Source organism: Algoriphagus sp. SE2, from assembly GCF_039563885.1.
Lineage (GTDB): Bacteria > Bacteroidota > Bacteroidia > Cytophagales > Cyclobacteriaceae > Algoriphagus.
This window is the reverse complement of record NZ_JBCLWJ010000002.1, coordinates 356,673-382,493: the sequence shown is the minus strand read 5'-3', so window position 1 is coordinate 382,493 and position 25,821 is coordinate 356,673. Positions and strand designations below refer to the sequence as shown.

Here is a 25,821-nt window from a genome sequence, read left to right as displayed (position 1 = left end):
GCCCTTTTTTAATTAATTTTCGTTTAACTCGTATTTAAGTGTTTTTCCTTTTTCAACTGCCGGCAAACCTTCAGTCATCCAAAGTGGTGCTGGCGCTCCTTTCAAATAATGGTCAAAGAATTGACTCAGTCGCATAGACAAGTCCTTTCTGTTTCTTCTTTGTCTCAAGTTATGGTCCTCACCATTGTACTGAAGTAACCAAGCAGGCTTATTCAATCTTTTCAAAGCCATAAACATTTCGATGCCCTGATACCATGGAACTGCTCCATCTTCATCATTGTGCATGATCAAAACAGGAGTTTCTACCCGATCCATGAAAAACAGTGGAGAATTTTCTATGTAATAAAGAGGCTTCTGCCAAAGCGTTCCGCCGATCCTTGATTGTGTTTGTTCATATTGGAACATGCGGCTCATACCTGTCCCCCAACGAATACCTCCATAAGCAGAAGTCATGTTTACTACGGGTGCACCTGCCCCAGCAGCTTTAAACATATTTGTTTGGGTAATCAGATAAGCAACCTGATAACCACCCCAACTTTGACCCTGTATGGCCATATTATCTGCATCTACAAAACCTTTGGCTACCACAGACTGAACTCCCGGAATGATACAGTTATATGCACTTGGTCCTGGCAAGCCCAAATCATATTTGATATCGGGAACAAAAACCAGGTATTCATTACTTACGAAATAAGGAATATTAATTGTAGAAGCACTTGGTGCAGGTGATCTGTAGGAATACAAACCATCGCTACTTCTCTCATAGAAATACACCATCATTGGATATTTCTTATTCGGGTCAAAGTTTTCCGGTTTGAAAAGAATTCCTTGTAAAGGTGTCCCATCATTCGCCAAATAGGAAACCAGCTCGGATGTTCCCCAATTAATATTTACTTGTTGAGGATTTAAATCAGAGACTTTCTTCAGATTTTTAAATGTCAAATCCGTTAGATACAAATCAGGATTTTCCACGTAAGTCGATCTCTGAAGAAACACATGATCTACATTTTTGGCTTTGGTCAATCCATAATATCTGTTTGGAGTAAAAATCAGTTTTTGAGGTGCAGTTTTCGAATCAACCATAGTTTTGTAAAAACCAGATTCTTTCCTCATTTCATTGAATGCACTCAAAATCAGAGTGGATTTCGGGTCAATACTTAAAACATCCCTGTCCAAGTTTTCCACCCGATAAACCATGTTGTTTTTCCTGCCCTCGCCCAAAGTAATATTGGTTGCCGTTCCAGGGTTTTTAGGATCAATTTTCCAAATATCAAATCTATCATTAATCAGGATAGCCGCATCATTATCCAACCAACCACTAGTTCCATAGCTTCCGGGAAGAGAAGGAGAATCATGTAGTTCTTCGTAGAAGGGCACGTCAATTCCTGCTGTTAAATCTATCTTTTTCTCAGTCTCTATATCATATGCATACCAAGTGCTATCAGTGCTTCCATACCAGTAAACATATTTTCCTCCCGGGGAAATACTTGGGAATCCGGACATTTCTTTTTCAATCAATTTTTTGGAACCGTCTTTGAAATCTACCAAATAGACATCCCTTCCAATCTGAATATCCCAGCTGTAATTTCTTTCATAAGGTGCATTTGTGGTTCCCAATCCAAAGTCTCTGGTCACTTTATTCTCTAGCCTTACATCTTCAATATCCGGTGTTTCTAATTGAGCAATCTTTCCGGTAGATAGATCAATAGTGGCAAGGTAGGATCTGCTTTCTTCTCTCGATTTTTGTTTCAATTGCATGGGCTGAATTTGAGAATCTTGCCAACCCCAAATATCAAGTCTTGGCCTTTCATCCTCCAAAATAGTACTATCATCCTCATATGGATAGTCTATATAATCTGGTGCCGATCCAAAAAACAATCTAGTTTCATCTTCTGAAAATTTAAGCGAACCATTTTCACTGATCCTTCCACCCTCTAAAATTCCCGCTGCGGTTTCATCTGCCAATTGTTTCAAATTACCAGCTTTTACATCATAAAGCTGAAGTTGATAGTGTGGTTTTTTGGCTTTTGTTGAATCATCTGAAGTAAGAAATGCCAAATACTTCGATTGGGGAGAAAATCTATTCATCGTGTAGGAAGTCATTCCTTCATGGATCGTCTTGCTCTCACCAGATTCTAAATCCAAAATATGTATAGCCGCATTGTCCAAGGTATCTTCTTTGTCCAGTTCAAAATGAAGGTAATCCCCATTTGGAGCGAATCCATATGATTTCACTCTTTCAAATTCAAAAGATTTACTTCCATCAAGACTTCGAACCAATAATTTTGTACCGTCGGTTTTCTTTGGCTTTTCCGCTTTTGCAGTTGAATCTGCAGAATCTTTTTTCGCAGGTTTTTCTTTTTCAAATAGGATTGCAATCCAACTCCCTTTTTCCGTAGGAGTATCAAATGATTTCACATTAGGAAATTTCTCCAGTTTGCTAGTACTCATCTGATAAATAAAAAGACTGTCCTTCGGCATGTCATCTTTTTTGGTCTTTTTCACTTTGAGCAAATGAACAGTATCTTCCTGAGGCACAATTTTCCCTACTGCGAAAGCATTATCTGCGGTAAATTCATAACCTGAGCCTCTGGGAATCACAAATTTGTTTTCTGGGTTTTTATAAGAAAACAATTCAACACGTCCATCTCCGTCTTGAGGGGAAATTTGGTATCCTACCCAAAGGCCATCTTTGGTTATTTTTCCGGATCTGAGGCTTTCCCAACCATCATAATCAGAATGATTTAAGGATCTCTTTTGTTGAGCTTCCGAAATTGAAATAAGGAAGGCAAAACAGAGAAAATAAACTAATGCTACTTTTTTAAGCATGATTTTTTATTTTAACGTAAATTCTTTTTCAAAATAACCACCTCTAGTGGATGACAGTCTGATTTTCCCTTTCACCTCCTGATCAGTATTTACTTTAACTTTAAAAGTCACTGATTTCTTCTCTCCCACCTCAGTATATCCAGCATAGATAGTTTTATCGTATAACTCAGGACTAATTATCTGGACTTTAGCGTTTTCATATCCCTCTGTTAGTTCCTTATCAAAACTCAGAGATACCCGATCTTCCTGTACAATTTTTACAAGTTTTGCCTGTTCAAGAGCCACTGGCAACCCACCCACGTTTGTCCAATCCAAAGAAATTTCAAATTCGCCATTACCTAGATTGGATACATCAATAGAAGAAATAGTTAACTGAGGAAGCCTTTTTGCCATGGTAAGATTAAATAACGCTTGTTTTTTAGCCCAGTCTTCTAATTGCCAAGTCGGACCGTTTTGTCCAAAAAACTTAGGATGAAAACCGCCAATTTCTACCTCTCCTAAAACAGGATGATTGAAGGGAGTCCAAGATTTGAAACCTTTTCCCTCATTCGCCTCTTCGTCCCATCTTAAGCCATCAAAATCATCATAAATACCATCACCATTATAATCTTTCATGGCTCCATTATTCCAAAGCTCATCTCCATACCAAATGCTACCATAATAGAAATAGCCAAAATCAGGACCATGGCCAAAAAGAGGAGTTGGTTTCAAGGGGTCACCGGTCATTCTATTTACTTTATATCGAGTGGCATACGTTTCATAGACATCCCCTGCCCATGGGTAAGCTGTAAAGGAAAGTCCCAGCTGATCCATCTCTTTATATATCGCCAAATCTTTTGGATACATTCTTTCTTCAGCCTTAGAAGTAGAAGGAGCTCTTAAATGCATAGGAACTCGCGTATCCATAGAGTTTACTACAGAAATATTAGGATGACTCAGAACCCAGAGGACGGTGGCTCGGGATTCAACTTCACTCATAGGAAATTCACCAGCTCCATATTGAGTATATCCCCTTCCTGTTAAATCACCTCCTATATCAGGACGCCAATTTTCAGGATAATTTCTATGCAAATCTAAACCCCCAATACCATCTTCATTATAAGAACCATCGCCATCATTATCATAGCCTTCTGTATAAACCAAATATTCACCTTTTCCAGGAAAAGTCCTTTTCATTAATTTTTGACTTGGGTCTTCTGGATTTATTATAAAGTTGGCTTTCTTTTTCTCCTCAGGCGTAATTGCTTTTTTCCTCATTTGATAAATTATACCGTCTCCATCCAAATCCTCCTCAGGATCTTCATCCAATAAGCCATCCCGGTCATTATCATGAGGTTTAACAGTACTTCTATTTCTTTGTTCGGTTCTTAGATATAGATTGGATCCATCAGGATTATTTTGCGGTCTCAGGTAAATAGCTTTTGTGTCTACCAGCTCTGTGATCTCCTGGTCATTTCCATAATTTTCCAAAATATGCTTTGTAAGCCAAAGTATAGACTCACTAGAAGTAATTTCCCCTGAATGCCGACCTCCTTCAAAATAGGCGGCTGGCTTTTCAGTATCCTTTCCAGTCTCTTTATTTGTAATCGTCATTTGAAGAATAGGCCTTCCTTCAAAGGATTTTCCTACTTCATAGACATCTACGATATCCGGATATTTTTCGGCCCATGCGGAATACCAGTGGTACATCACTTCAACGGTATGATAATGATCAAAGTCGAGTGTTTCTCCAGGACTATATTCTACTTCTGGAAAAGTGAATTTTTTAAAAAAAGATGGTCCATGTCTTTCTCCAGATACAGTGTAAAATTTAGAATCGGGATTATCTTCAGGAAACGTCTTCTCTGGGCTAAAAGACTTAACTTGAGAGTGTGCAGAAACTGAAAAAGCAGTTAAGATTATAAATACTAAGGTTTTTTTCATCGTAATGGTTCTTTTGCTCAAAATAAATAGAGTCATTACAATCCACATAACCGCTCAAAAAAAAGGGGAAATAAAAATTTTATCATAGAGAAAACAGAAATCCAAATGGAGATTAGCGCCATTTTTATTTATCCTTGAGAATCTCATGATCAAAGAATAAAGATGAAAATTTTATAAACGTATCAATCCAACTTGATCAAAATGAAAAAAGAATACCCACGAGTTGAAATATCCATTCTTATCATACTTAGAGAAAATTAAATAAAAAAGTCCTGCCATAAGCAAGACCTTTTTCAGAATATAAACCCAAATATAACTTTAGAGATTAAAAGTTTCGATTGATTAACGCTCAAAGATTTGGAGTTTTTAGTAACAACCAATTAAAATTTGAACATTTCATATAATTACCAAATAATAACATGCTATTTATATGAACTTCAAAGTAAACAGATTTTGATTTCAATTACAAATTGAAAAAAAAATTTTGGTATTTTTTGAAGAACCTCTAATTTACAGGCACATTCATTAAAAATCATCTAAATCCAACAAAGGAAAATGGATAAAATTTTAGATATCGACAACATAGACCTTAAAATCATCTCACTTTTAAATGAGGATGCGAAGACTCCCTACACAGAAATCGCAAAAAAGGTTTTTGTATCATCTGGTACGGTTCACGTACGCATGAAAAAATTAGAGGATATGGGAATCGTCAAAAGCGCCACTCTAAATATTGATTTCTCAAAACTAGGCTATGATATATCCGCCTTCTTAGGGATCTATCTTGAGAAAAGTTCGCTTTATGATAATGTGATCGAAAAACTCAAGACTATTTCTGAAGTAGTAAGCGCTTATTATACAACTGGGAACTATTCGATATTCGCCAAAATTATTTGTAGAGATACCAATCATTTAAGGTTGGTTTTAGACAATATCCAAAAAGTGGACGGAATAGATCGAACTGAAACATTAATCGTTTTAGAAGAGAGTATTAATAGGCCAATACAATTCTTTGATAAAGAGAAATAACTCTATTTGGATTAAATCCAAATAAATAAAAATCTAGGTTTTTTGAGATTTATAAAAAAAAATGTGCTGTTTGATCAGCACTTTTTTTTTGTCCTAAATCCTCGAAAACGCCTCAGAACTGGACTTTCGATCGAAATAATTTATTTATCATAGAATTTTCGAATAGTTCTGAACATATTTTTTTCATTATATGTTGTACCTTCGCAGTTAAAATGTAATTAGTCTAAATAACTTAGCTAATATGAGCAAAGACAATCAGATTTTAGAAGAATTTACCTCCAAAGAGTACGAACACGGCTGGTCTGTTAATTATGAGGCAGATGAAGCACCACTCGGACTCAATGAAGATATAATAAAGTGGATCTCTACCAAAAAAGAAGAACCCCTATGGTTACTTGAATGGAGATTAAAAGCTTTCAAAGCTTGGAAAACTATGGCTGAGCCATCTTGGGCAAATGTCACTTATCCTAAAATTGACCTACAAAGTCTGAGATATTATTCAGCACCAAAACAAAGTAATAAACCGAAGTCTTTGGATGAAGTGGATCCAGAGTTACTTCAGATTTATGAAAGATTGGGTATTAATCTTAACGAACAGAAAAAACTCCAAGGTATTGCAGTTGACGCTGTTCTTGATTCAGTTTCTGTTGGGACAACTTTCAAAGCAACATTATCAAAATTAGGAATAATTTTTTGCTCATTTAGCGAAGCAGTAAAAGAGCATCCGGCTTTGGTTAAAAAGTATTTGGGCTCGGTTGTACCTATGACTGACAATTACTACGCGGCTTTGAATTCAGCGGTATTTTCTGACGGATCATTTTGCTACATTCCAAAAGGAGTAAGATGTCCGATGGAGCTTTCAACTTACTTTAGAATCAATGCTGCAAACACCGGCCAATTCGAAAGGACTCTGATAGTAGCTGAAGATGAGGCCTACGTGTCTTACTTAGAAGGTTGTACTGCTCCACAGAGAGATGAAAATCAACTTCATGCTGCAGTAGTAGAAATTTATGCTGCCAAAAATGCAGAAGTAAAATATTCTACCGTTCAAAATTGGTTCCCTGGAGATAAAAATGGGAAAGGCGGTATTTATAATTTTGTTACTAAGAGAGGTATTTGTGCAGGCGACTATTCTAAAATTTCCTGGACACAAGTTGAAACAGGTTCAGCCGTCACCTGGAAATACCCTTCTTGTATTCTTAAAGGTGATCATTCCATCGGAGAATTTTATTCTGTAGCGGTTACGAACAATTTTCAGCAGGCTGATACAGGAACGAAAATGATTCATATCGGTAAAAACACCAAATCAAGAATCGTATCAAAAGGTATTTCTGCTGGTAAATCACAAAACTCATACAGAGGTCAAGTGCAAGTGATGAAAAGGGCAGACAACGCCAGAAACTTTTCACAATGTGATTCTTTGTTAATGGGAGATAAGTGCGGCGCACATACTTTCCCTTATATAGATATTAATAATTCTTCTGCTAAAGTCGAGCACGAAGCAACTACTTCCAAAATAGGTGAAGATCAATTATTCTATTGTAACCAAAGAGGAATATCTACAGAAGATGCTGTTGCATTAATTGTGAATGGTTATGCAAAAGAAGTATTGAACCAATTACCAATGGAATTTGCTGTAGAAGCACAAAAGCTACTGGCTCTGACATTAGAGGGATCTGTAGGGTAAGTTTAAATTAAAATTGAAAGTTTAAGACGAATATGTTAAGTATAAAAAATCTGCATGCCTCCATTGAAGGAACTCCTATTCTGAGAGGTATCAATTTGGAAGTAAAGGCTGGTGAAATTCATGCAATTATGGGACCGAATGGTTCTGGCAAATCAACTTTAGCATCAGTTTTAGCAGGAAGAGAAGAATATGAGGTTACAGAAGGAGAAGTCATTTTCAAAGGCAAAGATCTTTTAGAACTTGCGCCTGAGGATCGTGCTAGAGAAGGTGTATTTCTTGCTTTTCAATATCCAGTAGAAATCCCTGGGGTAAGCTCAACAAACTTTCTGAGGACAGCTGTAAATCAGGTAAGAGAATATAGAGGACTTGAGGCTTTGGATGCTGTCAAGTTTCTTACCATGATGAAAGAGAAGATGAAGTTGGTAGAGATTGACCAAAAGCTTTTAAGCCGATCTCTTAACGAAGGTTTTTCTGGCGGGGAAAAGAAACGAAACGAAATCTTCCAGATGGCAATGCTCGATCCTACCCTTTCTATCCTTGACGAAACTGATTCAGGACTTGATATAGATGCATTGAGAATTGTTTCAAATGGTGTGAATCAATTAAAGTCTAAAGATAATGCAACTATCGTAGTAACTCACTACCAGCGTTTATTGGACTACATTGTTCCCGATTTTGTCCATGTTCTTTACAAAGGTAGAATCGTCAAGTCTGGCACAAAAGACTTGGCATTAGAACTTGAAGAAAAAGGCTATGATTGGATAAAGGAAGCCATAGATTCTGAAGCAACTGTCTGATACCCGCATCAACCCCAACAACATGAGTACCCTGATTAAACAAAATCTATTTGAAGGATTTTTGGAATCTTCTTTTGTCGGATTTGAAAAATCCAGAGAAGAAGGAAAAGCCAGTTTTCTAAGTCAAGGCCTTCCTACCCTCAAATCTGAAGAATATAAGTTTACTGCAATAACCAAGAAGCTTGAGCAGTCACTTTCAAATTTAAATGCTGCAAAGCCTTTTGATTTAAGTGAAGAAGAAGTGAGAGAGGTAATTCCCCAAGGATTTGAAGGGGCTGTTTTGGTCTTTTCAAATGGGCATCTTCTCAAAAACCGCTGCCTTGATATTAATAATCTAGATTTCTCTTCTTTAAGCGAAAAACCCGAAACACCTATTGGAAGCATTGCTAAAGTTGAAAAAGATGCATTCGCGGCATTAAACCAAGCTTCCTTTGATGGCGGTGTTTTTATAAGTATTCCTAAAAAAGAAGTTGTCGAAAAGCCCATTCTCCTTCTTTCTTTTAACAAAGCAAATGAAGGTGAAATTATTTCACCAAGGATATGGATTGAAGCAGGAGACTTTGCTGAAGTAACCTTTATTTCTCACAGTATTAATAAAAGCGATAAACCATATTTTGTCAACCTAGTTTCAGAGGTTAAAGGTGGGTTAAACTCGCAGATTAGATACTATCGAGTTCAAAACGAAGGTGAAAATGCTTTTGAGGTAAGTAATATTGAAACAAATCTCCTTCAAGATTCGCGCTTCACATCAGTTACCCTTTCACTTTCAGGAGAAATGGTTAGAAATAACCTTAGCCTGAACCTTTTAGGAAGTAATTCTGAAGGGAATATGTATGGTATTTATCTTTTGAATGGGAAAACTCATGTGGATAATCATACCAATGTAGATCATACCATTCCTCATGCTGAATCAAATGAACTATATAAAGGCATATTGGCTGATCAATCAAGAGGAGTATTCAATGGTAAAATATTTGTAAGACAGGACGCTCAAAAAACAAATGCATTTCAGCAAAACAATAACATTCTGTTGTCCAATGATGCAACTGTAAACACCAAACCACAGCTAGAAATATGGGCTGATGATGTGAAATGTTCTCATGGATGTACTACCGGACAATTAGACGAAGAAGCATTATTTTATTTGCAAGCTCGCGGTATTGATAAAATTCAAGCAAAAGGTTTACTCTTATTTGCTTTTGCAGGTGAAGTTCTAGAGCATATTGAAAATGAAAGCTTTAGGGAATATTGCATCAACTTAGTACAGGAAAGACTAGGTAGTAAATTCTAAAACCTTAATGGATAACGCAATTGAAAAAATTAGACAATCATTCCCTATTCTTCATCAAGAGGTACATGGGAAGCCTTTGGTCTATTTTGATAATGCAGCAACCACTCAAAAGCCTCAGTCTGTAATCGATTCATTATCCCGATATTATTATCATGATAATGCAAATATTCATCGTGGGGCCCATGCATTAGCAGACAGATCCACCGGATACTTTGAAAAAACCAGAGAGGCAGTTCAGAAGTTTATCAATGCGAATGAATCTGCAGAAATAATTTTCACCAAAGGCACAACGGAGAGTATCAATTTAGTTGCCAGTACTTTTGGCAGGAAATTTATTAGTGCAGGCGATGAAATCATTATTTCCACTTTAGAACACCATTCCAATATTGTCCCATGGCAGATGCTTTGTGAAGAAAAGGGAGCAGTTCTAAAAATCATCCCAATCAACGAAGCTGGAGAAATTTTATTCGAAGAATACGAAAAGTTACTCTCTCCAAAAACTAAATTAGTAAGCATTGTACACGCTTCAAATGCACTGGGAACAATCAACCCGGTGGAAAGAATTATAGAAGCTGCACATTCGGTAGGCGCTAAAGTTCTTTTGGATGGTGCCCAATCTACTAACCATTTGGAAATAGATGTAAAGACTCTAGATTGTGATTTTCTAGCATTTTCAGCTCATAAGCTTTATGGACCTACAGGATTGGGAATTTTGTATGGCAAAAGAGAACTTTTCGAGGAAATGCCTCCTTATCAGGGTGGAGGAGAAATGATCAAAGAAGTATCTTTTGAAAAAACCACCTACAACGAAATCCCATTTAAATTCGAGGCGGGAACTCCTAATATCGGAGATGTAATTGCATTTAAATATGCATTGGATTTTATTCAACAACTAGGGAAGAAGTATATCAAAAGTCATGAGGATGAACTTCTGGCTTATGCAAATCAATTGCTTGAACCTATTAAAGGTTTTATTCCTGTTGGAACAGCATCTAACAAGGTAAGTGTCCTCTCCTTCAATATAAAAGAGATGCATCCTTTTGATGTCGGGATGATGCTAGACGCAAAAGGTATTGCAGTTAGAACTGGGCATCATTGTACACAACCTTTAATGAAAAGACTTGGTCTTGAGGGAACTGTTAGGGCATCCTTTGCTGTTTACAATTCCAAATTAGAAATAGAGAAATTAGCTGAGGCTGTTGCCCAAATTGCTAGAATAAAGAATAAATGAGCAGTATTCAAGAAGTTCAAAACGAGATAATCAGTGAATTTGAAATCCTTGGGGATGATAAGGAAAGTACTATTTTCTATATCATGGAGCTAGGAGGTGGATTAGAGAAATTTCCCGAAAAAGAACAAATTGAAGAAAACATAATCAAAGGTTGTCAATCTAAAGTTTGGTTGATTGCAGATGAAAAAGATGGGAAAGTTCATTATCAAGCTGATTCCAATACAGATATTACTAAAGGGCTTATTTCTTTGCTAATCAGAGTTTTAAATGACAGAACTCCACAGGAAATAATTTCAGCAGATCTTGATTTTATTCACAAAATTGGAATGGGAGGAATTATTGGAAGTCAAAGATCAAATGGATTGGCTGCAATGATAAAGCAAATGAAATTATATGCCTTGGCATTTCAAACGAAGCAAAACGCTTAAGCATGGAAACTGAAAACAAAACCAGTGTTGGACAAATTACAGGGTTGAAGGAGAAAGTGGTTACTTCTATTAAACAGGTTTATGATCCAGAAATTCCAGTTGATGTTTATGAATTGGGTTTGATTTATGAAATCACCATCTATCCCGTTAACAATGTTTATGTTTTGATGACATTAACATCTCCAAATTGTCCTTCTGCTGAATTTATTCCTTCAGAAGTAAAAGACAAAATCCAGCAGATTCAAGGAGTAAATAATGTAGAGGTAGAATTAACATTTGATCCTCCTTATTCGCAGGATATGATGTCTGAGGCAGCAAAGCTAGAATTAGGTTTTTTATAAATAGAACTATTAAAAGTAAAAAATATGTATCCAGAAGAATTAATTGCTCCAATGCGAGCAGAGCTTTCTAATGAGGGGTTTGAGGAATTTAGAACAGCAGAAATAGTTGCTGACAAATTAGGCCCGGACCAAAAAGGAACAACTTTCGTTGTTGTCAATTCAGTATGTGGTTGTGCAGCTGGAGCTGCTAGACCAGGAGTAAAATATGCATTAGAACATTCGAAAGTTAAGCCAGATGTACTAGGAACTGTATTTGCGGGAAATGATCGCGAAGCAGTTGACAAGTTTAGAGAACTAGTCCTTCCTTACCCTCCTTCTTCACCAGCTATGGCTTTATTCAAAGATGGTGAGTTAGTGCACTTTATCGAGCGTCATCATATTGAAGGCAGAAATGCTAAAATGATTGGAGACCATCTAGTAGAAGTTTTTGAGCACTTTTGTGCCTGATAAGAAAGCCCTCCGGGGCTTTTTTTTTACATAATCAAAAGCTCTCCTAATTTCTAAAATTGACACTGTTAATTATTGGAATTTTAACAATTTTAGAGTCCTTTTATGTCTGTTTATCAAATAATCGGAGAATTATATCTCCCTTAAAACAAATATCTCCTAAAAAATAAGCTGCTTTTAGTAACTTAAACCCGAAAAATAAGTTTTTTCTTTAGAGCAATCCAAACAAACCTGTTATATGTCAGAATCCGCCAAGTTGTCCTTTAATGGACAAGAGTATGAATTTCCGGTAATTACTGGAACAGAAAATGAATCTGCAATTGATATTGCAAAGCTCAGAGGAGCATCTGGATTAATCACCCTTGATCCAGGATTTAAAAATACTGGTTCTACAACTAGTGCAATTACATTTTTAGATGGTGAAGAAGGTATTCTTCGCTACAGAGGATATAAAATAGAGGACCTTGCAGAAAAATCTTCTTTTCTTGAGGTAGCATATTTATTGATCTATGGTGAATTGCCTAGCCAATCAGAATATGAGTCTTTTTCAAAAGAAATTACTCATCACACATTAGTTCATGAGGATATTAAAAAAATATTAGAAGGTTTTCCTTCAAATGCTCATCCAATGGGGGTATTATCCTCTTTGATTTGTTCCCTAACTGCTTTTTATCCTGACTCCTTAAATCCCAACAGAAGTGATGAAGAAGTCAATATGAGCATTATTCGGCTTTTGGCCAAGATGCCAACTTTTGCAGCCTGGGCATACAAAAATGAAGTTGGACATCCTGTTAATTATCCTGACAATTCATTGGATTATTGTTCAAACTTCCTAAAAATGATGTTTGCGCTTCCTGCGGAAAAATATGATGTTGACCCGGTGGTTTCTGCTGCATTAGACAAATTATTGATCTTGCACGCAGATCATGAGCAAAACTGTTCTACTTCTACTGTCAGAATTGTAGGGTCTTCTCAAGCTAGTATCTATGCTTCAATTTCTGCTGGCATTAATGCCCTTTGGGGTCCTTTACATGGCGGTGCTAACCAATCTGTAATTGAAATGCTGGAAGCTATCAAAGCAGATGGTGGCGATGCGAAAAAATATCTAGACAAAGCAAAAGACAAAAACGATCCATTCAGATTGATGGGCTTTGGACACAGAGTTTATAAAAACTTTGATCCGAGAGCTAGAATCATTAAGAAAGCAGCTGATGATGTTTTAGGAAAACTAGGAGTTAATGATCCTGTATTGGATATAGCTAAAGAGCTAGAACATGCAGCTTTAAATGATCAGTATTTTATAGATAGAAAGCTTTATCCAAATGTAGACTTCTATTCTGGAATTATTTATAGAGCATTGGGAATCCCAACTGATATGTTTACTGTGATGTTTGCTCTTGGTAGACTTCCGGGATGGATCGCCCAATGGAAAGAAATGCGTGAAAATGGTGAGCCAATTGGAAGACCGAGACAAATATATGTAGGAGCAAATGAAAGAGATTATGTTTCAATGAATAAGCGTTAATTCTTATTTTAACCTCTTAATAAAAGCCAGCAAAAATGCTGGCTTTTATTGTTTTCAGATAGATTAAAATAAAAATAGCTGCATATTTGGTAAAAAAACCAAACAAGATTTTTTATGAAACCAGAAAATTTGGAACAGGCAGTTTCGTTAACCAAAAAATTCACAAGGAAGCCTTCAAATGAAGATTTATTAAAATTATACGGGCTTTATAAACAAGCCACAGAAGGTGATAATGTAGGTGAAAGGCCTGGTGGATTTGATTTTAAAGCAGCAGCAAAATATAATAGTTGGATGAGCTATAAGGGAAAATCCAAAGAAGAAGCCGAAGAAGAATACATCCAGTTGGTAGAAAAACTTTCAGAAGCTCATCTTTAAAACATTTCAATCTAGTTTTTCTTTCCTAGCCATGTTGCCAAAATACTGCCTGCTATCAACTGTTGAATGTGATATAACATAACAGGAAGAAGAATTAGACCTAATATAGCCGGATCAGGAAAAATCACTTTACCAATAACTACTCCTTGTACCAGCGATTTTTTTGAACCACAAAAAAGAGCTGTGATTTTATCTTCTCTGGAAAAATGAATCATTCTGCATAACACCTCGATTATTCCCCATACTAAAAAGAAAATCACCAACATTGTCATGCTTACCTGTACTAAAGTTGAAAGCTTATAAGGAGCGAAAACCTGTTGAGAAAAAGACTGAGCAAAGGAGGTGAAAACAATAATCATGATCACAGTCTGATCTAGGTATTTCAATTTATTGATATACTTTGAGATTTTAGGAAAAATCCATTGATGAAGTAAAACGCCAAGAAAAACTGGTAATAATACTTTGATCGATAGTTCTCCTAAAGTTGGCAAAAATTCAATTTCAAATTCTGATGAATCTCCGAGTATTCCCATCCATGCGGGAGTAATTACTACCCCAAGGAGACTGGAAATACTTGCATTGAAAATTGCACCAGGAATATTACCATTTGCCAAAGAAACCATCACAATAGAGGCACTTACGGTAGAAGGCAGAACCGATAAATAGGTAATACCCAAGTTAAAATCCTCATTAAGCGTAGGAATAATATAAAGAATCAATTGAACCAAAATGGGAAAAATCAAGAAAGTTGCAGATTGAATAAGAACATGGAGTTTCCAGTTTTTAAGCCCAGCTTTTAATTGCTTAGGATTCAATTTTACCCCATAGAAAAAGAAAATCAACCCAATGCCGATATTAATAATGGGCTTCCAAGGAACGGTTGATTTTGATGAACCGAACTCAGGAAACAGAAATCCTAAAAATACGGCAGCGAAAATCCCCAATAAAAACCCATTGATTCCTACTTTATTGAGCGTCTTGAGTAGTTTACTGATCATACATCTGCTAACCTCTTGAAATTATCACAAAGAATGGCAGTTGCAATTGCTACATTCAAAGACTCTGCATGTCCGTAACCCGGAATTGTTATTCTATCTGTTACTAAAGCAGCTAATTCCTCAGAAATGCCATTTGACTCATTTCCCATCAGTAGAATTCCTGATTTTGGCTTTTCAAGTCGATGAATATTTGATCCTCCGAGATATGCACCATAAATAGGACAATCCCATTTCTTAAAAATCTCATTCAAATCTCCATAATAAAATTTGACCCGTGTAAAAGACCCCATACTAGCCTGAATCACTTTAGGATTATAAAATTCTGCTGTTTGAGAAGAAAATAGCAAATGCTTAATTCCATACCAATCAGCAATCCTTATGATTGTCCCCAAATTCCCAGGATCACGAACATCATCCAAAGCAATAACCAAATCCTCTTTGGGCCTATCAAAATATTGATTTCTCTTCATCTTCACCACTGCCAAGGCACTATCGTTGCTTTGAAATTGCCCTACACTTTCTAGTTGCTTTTGTGTTACAATTATTAAATCTTTCGGAAGTTGGTTTATTTGTTTCTGGTGCTGCTTAAAAAATCTTTCGGTCACCAAAAGTAACTCTACCTCAAAATCAGAGTTTAACAACTCTAAGACAGACTTTCCTCCTTCTACAAAGAATTTTTGCTCCAGATTTCGGTATTTCTTTTGATGTAAGGTTTTTATAAACTTAACTGTATTTTTGCTAAGCATTACGATTTATTCTCCCATTTTGAAATTCATCAAATATATACTTTTTATCGGTGTCCTTGGTGGCCTGCTTGGCTGTTCTGTGACTAAAAATATACCCGAAGGGAAATATGTACTTTTTGAAAATGAACTTGAAGGATTAGAAAAAGTAAGCAAAGAGGATATTGACCCATTAATTCTACAAGAACCAAATACCAGAATTCCACTTCTGAATTATTCCCTTGGAGTCAACATCTATAGATTTGGAAAACAATTTTATGATAGTGCTGCGGTTTCCGAAAAACTTGCTCTCAAAAGACAAGAACTGGACTCCATAGGAACATTAAGAGGTGAGAACCCCGACAATAGAAAATTAATCAAGAGACAGGATAAACTGGAAAGCAAGGTTAAAAGTCTTGAAAAAAAAGAGGAGTTTGGCAATTTGGTCATGAGAACTGGAAATCCAGCCACAGTTTTGGATAGTGCTGAAACAAAAATATCCGTTTCAGAGATCAACAGTTATCTCTATAACAAAGGTTTTATGGATGCGGAGGTGGATTTTCAGGTAGAAACCAAGAAAAACAAAGCCTTTGTTACCTACCAAATTAATGAAAGAAAGCCCTATATCATTGATTCCATCTCAGTAAGATCAGATAATGCTGAAATCCTGAGTCTTTTAAAGCGGACCAAAGCAGAAAGCGAAATAAAGGTAAATCAGAATTACGATCAGGATAAAATCGTAGCAGAGAGAAACCGAGTGGAAGAGCTTTTGAAAAACAATGGTTTTTTCATGTTTTCTAAGTCATTTATTGAATACAACGTTTTTCAGGATACTAGCAAAAAAACTGTTGTAATTGAAGAGTTGATACGGAAACCGACATTCACGGAAAAGCATGAAATCTACTCCATCGATTCCATTTATTTTAGGGTTAATCCCCCAACCAATGATTTTATCGATCAAAAAATAACAAGAGAATTCAGAGATATTGATTTTTCATTTTATAAGGATCGATACTCAGAAAAGATTTTTGCATCCAGGATTTTCTTCAACACAGGAAATAAATACAACAGGTCTGATGTATTGGAATCTCAAAAACAGTTAAACAACCTAGACTTGTTTAGGTTTGTAAACATTTCTTTTGATACGTTAGGAACATCCCTTACAGCAAAGGTTATTACGCAACCCAATCAAAAATACCAATTGACTAATCAATTGGGCTTAAGCGTAACTGAGCAGCTTCCTGGTCCATTTTTCTCTGCTTCATTGAGAAACAGAAATTTCTTTAGGGCTGGTGAAATTTTGGAATTTAATTTTCGCGTAGGTTTAGAAGGTGTTGCCTCTGCCACAGACCAAGGTGTTTATCAAAGTAAAGAGCTAGGTACTTCGGCTTCGGTAATCTTTCCTAGGTTTCTAATTCCTTTTTTCCCGAGAAGTTTGGAGAAATTTGGACGATACAATCCGAACACAAGAACTTCGATCGGGTTCAACTATACCAATAGACCAGAGTACACAAGATCTGGTTTAAACGGATTATTGTCATACAGTTGGGCCACGAGGAATAATCGACAGCAATTCACCTTAAACCTTGCGGATATTAATTATATCCGAACACCAAAAATGACTCCGGAATTTCTGGAGGTATTGACGGATTTGGCTGAGCAAGGGAATAACTTAATCTGGTCATTCTTGCCGTCCATTGTAAGTAGTATATCAGGACAAACCATCATCAATTTTAATAAATATGGAAACTTTGAAACAAACCGATCTTCTTTATTAAAATTATTTATTGAAAGTGGAGGGACTACTTTTAATTTTTTCAATACACCATCGATCGATGAAACAACAGATTTTGCCAGATTCCAATGGCTGAAATTTCAGGCAGATTTCAGGCGCTACTTACCCATAGATAAAAAACAAACTATTGCCTATCGCCTTAATTTTGGTATAGCGCAACCTTATGGTTTGAGTAGTGGGATTTTACCTTACGAAAAATATTTTTTTGCTGGAGGAGGCACAAGTATTCGTGCTTGGCAGGCAAGGAGACTCGGACCTGGTAGTTTCACCCCACAGGTAAATGAACAAGGTTACTTTGATTATCGATTTGAGCAGCCGGCTGAAATGCTTTTGGAAACCATGCTTGAATACAGAAGAAACCTAGTAGGCTATTTTGACATGGCCCTCTTTATTGATGCCGGAAATTCATGGAATATAGGTGTAGAACCTTCAAGACCTAGCTCTGATTTTCGTTTCGACCGATTTTATAAAGAAATTGCTGTGGGTACAGGGATAGGCTTGCGAATGGATTTTGATTTTCTAATCATTCGGTTAGATATGGCTACCAAAGCAATAGATCCCGCCAGACCCGAGGGAGAAAGATGGATTCTTAATAAATTGAGTTTTAAAAGGCCTTTAGGTGAAAAAGGTCAAACAGTGTTTAACTTTGGGATTGGTTACCCATTTTGATACAATCAAAAAATGCCTAGAAAAAGTAAAGAAGAGATTTCAAAGATCTATCAAGAAATTCAAGATCATATTTGTTCAGAACTTGAGCTTGGAGATGGCGAAGGTAAATTTATTGAAGATAAATGGCAGCGGGAAGGCGGTGGTGGAGGTAGAACCAGAATATTCAAGAATGGAAAAATAATAGAAAAAGGAGGAGTAGCATTTTCTGCTGTACACGGTCCTACCCCATCGAAAATTTTACAGAAGCTAAATCTTGAAAAGGCAGACTTCTATGCGACAGGAGTATCTATAGTTCTACATCCCAAAAGCCCGATGGTACCGATTATACATATGAATATCCGGTATTTTGAAATGGATAATGGTGTTCACTGGTTTGGTGGAGGCATTGATTTAACGCCACATTATATTGATATTTCTGATGCAAAATACTTTCATTCTGAAGTGAAAAAAGTATGTGATGATTTCGAAGCAGATGCCTATGAAAAATTCAAAAAATGGGCCGATGATTACTTTTTTATTAAACATAGAAATGAAACAAGAGGAATCGGTGGGATATTCTATGATCATTTAAAAGCTAAATCTGATGATCACTTCGATGAAATTCTAAACTTCAGTTTAAGTATTGGCCGATTATTTCCGAAAGTCTATAATTACTTTATGGCAAAAAACAGTCAAGTAGAGTTTGGAACCCAAGAAAAAGCCTGGCAAAACCTAAGAAGAGGACGCTATGTAGAGTTTAATCTAGTTTGGGATGCCGGAACAAAATTTGGTCTTGACACGAATGGCAGGACTGAGAGTATATTAATGAGCATGCCTCCTGAGGCAAGCTGGGAATATATGTATAAACCTGAGATTGGAGGAAGAGAAAGCTTTACATTAGATTATCTAAAAAAAGGAATTGACTGGCTTAATTTCACAAAATGACAGAAGTAATTAAAAAATGGGATGAGGATTTATTCATTTTTTTAAATTCTTTTCATTGGGACTGGTTAGATCCAGTGATGTTTCAAATGTCTCAAACGATAACTTGGATACCATTTTATGCAGTTCTTGTTTATTTCATTTACAAGTCTGATCCAAAGATGAGCTGGTGGGTTTTTGGGGGTGTTGCACTTTCTATTCTTATTTCTGATCAAACAACATCAGGATTAATGAAGCCGTTTTTCGAACGGTTAAGACCTTGTCATGATGAACGCTGGGAAGGTATTGTCCATAATTATGGAAGATGTGGAGGCCTTTTTGGACTTGCTTCTTCCCACGCAGCAAATACATTTGCAGTTGCTACATTTTTAAATTTAAAATTGGGCTCCAAAATCAAACACTTAAGATGGTTGTTTCTTTGGGCTACAATTATATCCTATACAAGAGTCTACCTTGGTGTACACTACCCATTTGATATTTTACTTGGTGCATTTATTGGTTTTTTAGCTGGTTTATTTAGCTGGTTTCTAATCGTATTTATTAAAAGGGAAATTTTGAAAACCTTACTTAAATAAGCTTCATGTCTAGTTTTTAAGAAAAAAAAATACTTATTATAGTCAAATCGATCAAAATAGATTAAACTAATTTTTAACCAGAAATAAGCAAATTACGAATAATAAAAATTCTCTTGATTATTTATATCATTCTCATAATTATTTATATTAATGAGGTTTTATAGCGGATAATATTAAGCCTAATAGGTATTGTTTTTACCTCGGAAAAAGTTCTATTTTACTTTAAGTTTCCACTTATTAATTAAGCTAAATGAAAAAAATTTATCTATTAATTGGTAGTATACTTCTTCTTTCGCAGCCGATTTATAGTCAAGTAACAACCATTGGACTTGACTTAATTCAAAATAAAATTGCTGGTGGGATGCCACTTCCCGCAGAAGAAAAATTCTATATCCAGGGTGGAATTCCCGAAAAAATTGAAATGGTAAAACTCACCATTTATCCTTCCAAAAAATCTGAAAAGGCTGGTTATTCTTATTTATGGAAATCCCCTTTTGGATATAAGGATGTGTCATATCGCGTTTTGGTAGCTGATCCTCTAAGATCTAATACCGATTATTATTTGGAATTTGGCTTTTATCAAAAGGCAGGGGCTGAACAGATCGAAGAAGTTAGAGCTTTGATAAGCCAAAATATAAAAACCTACCTGAGTAATATCACCACGATCAAAAAAGGTGGAATTAAGTTTTCGGAATCGGACGTGGTAATTTTAAATAATATAGAACAAATAGTAAATCGAGGGATTTATTATTTTGAGTTACCGAATGGAGAAGCTTTTCCCGGATTTAGTGACCTCACCCGATCTAAATTAGCCCAAAGAGAAAAGCTTAAAATGGGAAAAGCAAAATTCAATGCTACGGGTGTAGGCGAGAATGACAATGCAAGAGCAGTTTATGCCGCTCAGTATTTAGAAGAACTTAACGCAATAATCTCCTCAGAAATAAGCCAGTATTTAAGTTCAAATATGTTGGTGAGGGTGGATGAAATAGTTTTCGACAGTTATCCTACCGAAAAAACTTCGAATTCCCTACCTGTTAATTTAGGATATGGGGGTATCTCATTAAGTAATGGTCTTCCCGATCAGGAATTTGTTCATAGCCCATATGTAGGTTTTTCTTTTCCACTAGGAAACAGAACATTTACGAAATTCATGAATAATCTTTCAATTTCCACCGGAGCTTTTATTTCAGGGAAAATGGAAAATAGCTTAAATGAAAGAATTTCAGGTCCAATTTTAAGACCGGTATATATAGGTTTGGGTTATAACTTTTTTAGAGTAATCAGGCTAAATGCCGGTGGTACCTTTATTACCACAGAAAAGCTTTCAGGAAATAAAGTAAATAGCTTCCAACCTTTTATAGGATTGAGTGCAGAGTTTAAATTGTGGTTAGGTTTCGGAAACAAGAAGTAAGGATATGAAGAAGCTATTCACTATTATATTTTCACTTTTCGTAATATCAAGTGCCCATTCTCAGCTTTATGGCAATAAATGGAGATTAGGGTTTAGCGCTGGACCAACTAACTATCTGGGTGATATTAGACCACTTAAAGTGAACAACTTTCAGAATTTCACGAGGCTTTACAAACGATATGAAACTTATTCTGAACAATTGTCTTATCAGATTTCTTTGGAATATGCCTTAGGAAATTCAATTGGATTGATGTTATCTGCGGGAAGTTATCAATTTGGAGCAGGAGATCGATTTGTTAAAAATGACGGTACACTTTTCACAGAGAGCCCAACTTTTGATCGTGCTTTAAATTTCCAAACGGACTTATATGATGCAGGTTTATCTTTTGTTGTAAAACCTGATAACAACTGGTTGCTTTCTGGTAAATCTTTTTTTGCTCCTTATTTCACAATTGGAATAGGTGTTCAAACATTTAAAGTACACGGAGACCTTTTAGATGCCAATGGAAATAGATATGACTATAGGAATATCAACACCATACCAGACGGAACATTTGAGACAAATCTTTCAGATCTAAATACTGAAATCCCTACTGGTTATAGAAATGCTACAGCTTATGCAAATTTGGGCTTGGGCTTTCGGTTTAGAATTACTAAATCTATCGAATTATTTGCTCAGTCCGATTTCAAATTAGCTGCAACAGATTACTTAGATGATATATCCGGTGTTTACAGGTCAAATTATGATAATGATTTTCAAGCTTATGCCGCAAAACCGGGAACCAATCTAGTTACAGTCGAAAATCCTTACAGGGGATTTCCAAATGGGCGAAATGATTGGTATATCTATCATGGTGTTGGGATTAAATTCAGCTTTGGTGCAAATAAGGAAGCATTTAAACCTCCAGTGATTACCCAAAGGTATACCTATGTCCCTACAGAACTCTCACAAAAACAGCTTGCCGAAGAAGAAGAAAGGGAATTGGAAGAAAATAAGGCAGTAGGAACCACTAACAATTACTTTACAGTAATTCAACTTCCTTCCAATTCTCAGGAAAAAACAATTGGCTATGTAGCAGATTCTACTCAATTAGTAGAAATAGGAAATGAGATCGATTCTCTCCAATTGATTCAAGATCAGTTGATCGAAGAAAGAGATTCCATTCAGTTCGAAGTTGCCGGACTAGATCAGGCAATTGGTCTAGCTGAAAGAGATAGTACAGTTTCTTCTTCCATTAGGGATGTAAGAATAAGCAATTTTGAAAATGAAAAAGCTGATGTTCTTGTGGATTTGAACAGTATCAATGAACGAGCGGGTCTAAATCAGTTCAAACTAGATTCTTTAATAGCTATTCAAAATAGTAGTGCCCCAGAACAACTCGCTTTGGATTCTGCTGCTATGATGAGAGAGTTGATTATTTACCCAGGTCAAGTCAGTCGGATTTTATATTCAGCTGGAACTCCTACAGTACTTCAACTAGACTCTGCTCAACAAAGTGCTGCAGTTCAAAGATCTCAAACAGGAGATATGATGACTCGAGAACAATTTGAGGGAGAAATGGAAAACTTCCGTTCAGAAATGCTGAAATCTCAAGCAACAAGAGATTCAGCTATGATGATGGCTTTTGCTTCTAAAATCCCTGTTGTTGAAGAAAATAATGAACCCCAACAAACCGCTGCAGCAGATCCACAGGAAGTATTGATAAATACAGAATCAATTGATGATAAAACAGCTAAAAAACTGGAAAGAAACAGAAAGAAACAGGAGAAGTTAGATGAGAAAAATAACAAACTATTAAGAGATGCTCTTTTGGTGGGTGGTACAGCAGCAACTACAGCTGCTATAGCTAATAGCGGTGAAAAGAAAGAGGCCCGAGAACAAGCCGCATATGATTCTATGCTTCTCGCAAGAATTGCTTTGGATTCCATGCTAATCGATAGCTTAAGGAATGTCCCAAGACAAATAGATACCGTTGAAATTGAAAAAAATGTTCCACAGTTATTACATCAAAGTAAAATTGAAGTTTATTTTGAAATCAATAAAACCACTTTAAGTGATGAGGAACTAGCAAAGCTCTCCCCAATAGTAGATTATTTAAAACAAAATCCTGATGTAATGGTGGAGCTTATTGGATATGCCGATAATACAGGTTCAGTGTCATATAACCTTCAAATTTCAGAAAAACGGGTAGATGAAGTTGCACGGATACTAAGAGAGGACTATAAAATAGACCCTGGTAGGATTGAAGAAAATGTTGGAGGAATGATTATCCGAGGGAATACTAAAGGTTCAGTAGTAAATGATAGACGGGTAGAAATCAGAGTATTATATTAATTTCTAAAAAGGAGAAGTTCATAATAGCTTCTCCTTTTTAATTAGATTAAAGAGGAGAACATGAGATTAAAAGTATTTTCCAATTCTAGATTTCAGGGAAATCTTCGATTTCTATTCTTGTTTATTTTTTTATACTAGATATATATATAATTCAAATATTTGGACAGGATACACACCACTGGAATCATCAATTCGGAACCAGAGCTGTCTTATTGTGAGGAGCAGTATTAACTGACACTTTAAACAACGCTGGAGTATACTATAACCCTGGGAACTTAGCTTACTTGGACACTTCTTCAATTTCAATCAACGCAAACCTCTATGGACTAGAGAATATTATAATTGAAAACGCATTAGGACAAAGATCAGATTTTAAGTGAATTCAATTTAACACAGTTCCCTTTTGATTAGCGGTTCAATCAAAAATAAGTCGAACTTTAATATAAGTTATGGCTTGGTAACACCTGTCAGCTTCAAATTTAATGGAATCGCCAGAATAGAAGGAAACTATGAACTAATTGAAGAAAATGAAAGTCCTGGTTAGGAAGAATTGGTAGCAGAATCCGGACTCAACACGAACGTTCAGGATACAATGGTTGCCATATGCTTAGGAAAGAAAATAGGTAAGAATCTAGGACTAGGCTTTACCCTATTTAATTTCCTAAGAAGTGTAAAATATAATTATCGATTTAATGCAACAGCTATATCCAACATTGACAACTTATCAATTACTAGAATCCAAAATAGTTTTATGGATTACTTCAACGTAAGAACTGCCTTAAAAGGAGGAATAAATTATCAATTCAAAAATTCTGGCTTAGGTTTAACTATAACAACACCTAGCATCTCATAGTTTGGAAATGGGACAGTAGCAAAAGATATCACTGTAACCAATCTAAAATTCAACCAAAATGAGGAAAGATTGTCAGGATATGCTTCTGATAGGTAAGAAAAACTAAAAACTAAGTACAAATCTCCTTTAGAAATATCCGGTAGCTATCATAAACGATTTAATAGCTCTCAGATAAGTTTTAATGTAACATTTTTTTAGGTAATAAAATCTATAAGGTCATTGATGCCAAACCAGAAACTTTTGTACGTCCAGCTGTTCAAAATATTGGACTTTCCGCGGATCAATTCTTGAGAGTTGAAACATCAATTAAACCCGTAACAAATTTTACATTAGGGTATGAAAAACGGATTAGGGAAAATTCATCAATTCTTGGAAGTTTTAGGACAGATTTTTCATATTTCAACCCTGACTTGATCAATAGTAAGGAATTCGTGACCGAGATTACCCAATGTGATATTTATCATTTTTCTGTTGGGACGATTATTGAAAAACAAAGGAGTAGCCTGACCCTTGGTTTGATATTTAATTCCGGTAAGACAAATAATTTTTACTAAGACAAAAGCTTTAATGAAGCTAATGTAAATTCATCACTTGAAGGAGGTTTAACAATTACGAAAGCTTTTTATTCAAATTTCGGAATATTAATAGGATATTCATTTAATTTTAAAAAAAATAATTAAATCAAAAATAGCTAATTAATAATTCGAAGAATGAAAAACATCCTCCTTTTAACCCTATTTATACTAATAGGTTCTGTATCATTTGCTCAAGAACTTAGGATAAATTCCTATGCGGGTTATATATTTAAAGATAAAGTAGACTCTTATTATTCAAGTAGCTCCTATTATGAAGGTCAAATTCAAGATGGGCTACGATGGGGTGCAGGGATTGAATATCATATCCCGAATAAAGGTGCAATTGAAATACAATACCTTCGACAAGATACTAACGCTCCTACAACCTACCTAGACGAAAGTATTGTAGGAGGAGTTAAATTCACTGATTTTGATCTAGCGATAAACTGGATCATGTTAAATGGAACAAGGTATTTTCCCTTAAATGAGACTGTGGAACCATTTGCTGGGATTGGAATCGGACTAGGTATTTTTAACGTTGGAAATCCTGATAATAGCAGGTCCAATTCCGCAACAAAATTTTCTTATAACATTAGAGGAGGATCGAATTTCTGGATTTCTGAAAATATAGCCATAAGGATTCAGGCCAGTTTATTCTCCGCAACTCAGGCTATCGGAGGAGGATTATATTTTGGTACCGGTGGTTTAGGAGGCGGTCTTTCGAGCTATAGCAGTCTTTATCAATTTGGTTTAGAAGGAGGCCTAGTTTTTAGATTACCTCAGGCTTCGGAATAATTTAATTTCAATAATTATCAAGCGGCACCGTGAAAATCTTAATTTTTCTCGGTGCTTTTCCGTTATTCTCACCTTAAATATCACAGGAAAGAGGGGCACGTATTAATGATGATTCCAATATGATGTATTTTGCAAGGTTCCAATGGAATTTATTGGGAAGGGAGGTTCAGTTTTCTGGAGGTGATTTTAATATTTCAGATAAACCTGCTGCAATAATTGCTTTGGCTGGAGTCACTAATACAAGCCCTTAAACACGATTTTCAAACTCA

At 35.8% G+C, this 25,821-nt stretch carries 21 protein-coding genes; 17 read left to right on the top strand and 4 right to left on the bottom strand.

The genetic code is table 11. The features are described from left to right. Positions 1-12: 12 nt before the first annotated feature. A complete protein-coding gene (locus AAGF08_RS03710; RefSeq protein ID WP_343509672.1) occupies positions 13-2,829 on the bottom strand; it encodes a prolyl oligopeptidase family serine peptidase in 2,817 nt (938 codons plus the stop codon). Between the two features lie 6 nt (positions 2,830-2,835). Next, entirely contained in the window at positions 2,836-4,752 is a 1,917-nt protein-coding gene (locus tag AAGF08_RS03705) for a M14 family metallopeptidase (protein WP_343509671.1), read from the bottom strand. A gap of 555 nt (positions 4,753-5,307) precedes the next feature. On the opposite strand from AAGF08_RS03705, the gene AAGF08_RS03700 reads away from it, so the two are divergent. The 10 genes from AAGF08_RS03700 (at position 5,308) to AAGF08_RS03655 (ending at position 13,903) form a co-directional block, all read left to right on the top strand. Beyond that, positions 5,308-5,781 (top strand): Lrp/AsnC ligand binding domain-containing protein, encoded by a 474-nt coding sequence (locus AAGF08_RS03700; protein WP_184496481.1) that lies wholly within the window; start codon positions 5,308-5,310, stop codon positions 5,779-5,781. A gap of 241 nt (positions 5,782-6,022) precedes the next feature. Continuing rightward, complete coding sequence (gene sufB, locus AAGF08_RS03695; protein ID WP_343509670.1) at positions 6,023-7,468, top strand: Fe-S cluster assembly protein SufB; 1,446 nt, start codon at positions 6,023-6,025, stop codon at positions 7,466-7,468. 32 nt (positions 7,469-7,500) lie between these two features. Continuing rightward, the gene (gene sufC / locus AAGF08_RS03690) at positions 7,501-8,265 is read left to right on the top strand and encodes a Fe-S cluster assembly ATPase SufC (RefSeq protein ID WP_343509669.1); all 765 of its coding nucleotides are present in this window, start codon (positions 7,501-7,503) and stop codon (positions 8,263-8,265) included. 22 nt (positions 8,266-8,287) lie between these two features. Then, positions 8,288-9,556: a Fe-S cluster assembly protein SufD gene (sufD, locus tag AAGF08_RS03685; protein WP_343509668.1), complete on the top strand. Its 1,269-nt coding sequence runs from the start codon at positions 8,288-8,290 to the stop codon at positions 9,554-9,556. A 7-nt stretch (positions 9,557-9,563) separates the two neighbouring features. Next, the gene (locus AAGF08_RS03680; RefSeq protein WP_343509667.1) at positions 9,564-10,787 is read left to right on the top strand and encodes a cysteine desulfurase; all 1,224 of its coding nucleotides are present in this window, start codon (positions 9,564-9,566) and stop codon (positions 10,785-10,787) included. After that, positions 10,784-11,215 (top strand): SufE family protein, encoded by a 432-nt coding sequence (locus AAGF08_RS03675; protein WP_343509666.1) that lies wholly within the window; start codon positions 10,784-10,786, stop codon positions 11,213-11,215. The genes AAGF08_RS03680 and AAGF08_RS03675 overlap by 4 nt, the downstream gene beginning before the upstream one ends. A 2-nt stretch (positions 11,216-11,217) precedes the next feature. Then, complete coding sequence (locus AAGF08_RS03670; RefSeq protein ID WP_343509665.1) at positions 11,218-11,556, top strand: DUF59 domain-containing protein; 339 nt, start codon at positions 11,218-11,220, stop codon at positions 11,554-11,556. Positions 11,557-11,580: 24 nt separating this feature from the next. Then, complete coding sequence (locus AAGF08_RS03665) at positions 11,581-12,003, top strand: BrxA/BrxB family bacilliredoxin (protein WP_343509664.1); 423 nt, start codon at positions 11,581-11,583, stop codon at positions 12,001-12,003. A 238-nt stretch (positions 12,004-12,241) separates the two neighbouring features. Beyond that, complete coding sequence (locus AAGF08_RS03660; RefSeq protein ID WP_343509662.1) at positions 12,242-13,528, top strand: citrate synthase; 1,287 nt, start codon at positions 12,242-12,244, stop codon at positions 13,526-13,528. A gap of 114 nt (positions 13,529-13,642) precedes the next feature. Beyond that, on the top strand, positions 13,643-13,903 hold the full coding sequence (locus AAGF08_RS03655; RefSeq protein ID WP_343509661.1) for an acyl-CoA-binding protein: 261 nt from the start codon (positions 13,643-13,645) through the stop codon (positions 13,901-13,903). Positions 13,904-13,914: 11 nt separating this feature from the next. Here AAGF08_RS03655 and AAGF08_RS03650 read toward each other — a convergent pair whose 3' ends face one another. Then, entirely contained in the window at positions 13,915-14,901 is a 987-nt protein-coding gene (locus tag AAGF08_RS03650) for a bile acid:sodium symporter family protein (RefSeq protein WP_343509660.1), read from the bottom strand. Next, positions 14,898-15,647 (bottom strand): RNA methyltransferase, encoded by a 750-nt coding sequence (locus AAGF08_RS03645; RefSeq protein ID WP_343509658.1) that lies wholly within the window; start codon positions 15,645-15,647, stop codon positions 14,898-14,900. Before AAGF08_RS03645 ends, AAGF08_RS03650 begins: the two co-directional genes overlap by 4 nt. Positions 15,648-15,666: 19 nt before the next feature. Here AAGF08_RS03645 and AAGF08_RS03640 point away from each other — a divergent pair, with 19 nt between their 5' ends. From AAGF08_RS03640 to AAGF08_RS03610, 7 genes are all read left to right on the top strand, one after another. Further along, entirely contained in the window at positions 15,667-18,087 is a 2,421-nt protein-coding gene (locus AAGF08_RS03640; protein ID WP_343509657.1) for a BamA/TamA family outer membrane protein, read from the top strand. A 12-nt stretch (positions 18,088-18,099) separates the two neighbouring features. Then, positions 18,100-19,011, top strand: coding sequence for an oxygen-dependent coproporphyrinogen oxidase (gene hemF, locus AAGF08_RS03635; RefSeq protein ID WP_343509656.1), 912 nt, complete (start codon positions 18,100-18,102; stop codon positions 19,009-19,011). Then, entirely contained in the window at positions 19,008-19,583 is a 576-nt protein-coding gene (locus tag AAGF08_RS03630; RefSeq protein WP_343509655.1) for a phosphatase PAP2 family protein, read from the top strand. Before hemF ends, AAGF08_RS03630 begins: the two co-directional genes overlap by 4 nt. 250 nt (positions 19,584-19,833) lie before the next feature. Then, positions 19,834-20,994 (top strand): hypothetical protein, encoded by a 1,161-nt coding sequence (locus tag AAGF08_RS03625; protein ID WP_343509654.1) that lies wholly within the window; start codon positions 19,834-19,836, stop codon positions 20,992-20,994. Positions 20,995-20,998: 4 nt separating this feature from the next. Beyond that, entirely contained in the window at positions 20,999-23,329 is a 2,331-nt protein-coding gene (locus tag AAGF08_RS03620) for an OmpA family protein (RefSeq protein ID WP_343509653.1), read from the top strand. Between the two features lie 1,563 nt (positions 23,330-24,892). Next, positions 24,893-25,552: an outer membrane beta-barrel protein gene (locus AAGF08_RS03615; protein WP_343509652.1), complete on the top strand. Its 660-nt coding sequence runs from the start codon at positions 24,893-24,895 to the stop codon at positions 25,550-25,552. 119 nt (positions 25,553-25,671) lie between these two features. After that, entirely contained in the window at positions 25,672-25,803 is a 132-nt protein-coding gene (locus tag AAGF08_RS03610) for a hypothetical protein (RefSeq protein WP_343509651.1), read from the top strand. Positions 25,804-25,821: the final 18 nt, after the last annotated feature.